General features: G+C 51.0%; 1 protein-coding gene. It reads left to right on the top strand.

The window, feature by feature from the left end; translation table 11 throughout:
• A partial coding sequence (locus EOA75_RS35870; RefSeq protein WP_206517152.1) for a hypothetical protein occupies positions 1–420 on the top strand: 420 nt, incomplete at both ends.

Below are 420 nucleotides of genomic sequence, written 5' to 3'. Positions count from 1 at the left end.
AAAGGGTGAGGAATAAGGGAAGGGAGGGGGGGGGGGGAAAGAAGAAGAAGGAAGAAGAGAGGGAGGAAGGGAGAGGGGGAGAGGAGAGGGGGAGAAGAGAAAGAAAAGAGAAGGGGAGGAGAAGAGGAGAGGGAAAGGAGGAGGAAGGAGAGAGAAGAAGGAAGAGGGGGGGGGGGGAAGGAGAAGGAGAAAAAAGAGAGAGAAAAGAGAGAGAGAGGAGGAAGAGGAAGAGGGGGAGAAGAGAAAGAGAAGGGGGAGAAAAAGAAAGGAAGGAGAGAAAAGAAGGAAAAGGAGGAAAAGAGAGAAAGAAGAAGAGAAGGGAGAGGAAGGGAGGAAAGAGAGAAAGAAGAAAGAAGAGGAAGGGGAGGGAGGGAGGAGAAGGAATCAGCGAGAAGAAAGGGAACGTCATCAGCCTGAAAT

Origin of the sequence: Mesorhizobium sp. M1A.F.Ca.IN.022.07.1.1 (genome assembly GCF_003997575.1) — a bacterium.
In the GTDB taxonomy this organism is placed as follows: Bacteria; Pseudomonadota; Alphaproteobacteria; order Rhizobiales; family Rhizobiaceae; genus Mesorhizobium.
This window is presented reverse-complemented; position numbering and strand designations above follow the sequence as displayed.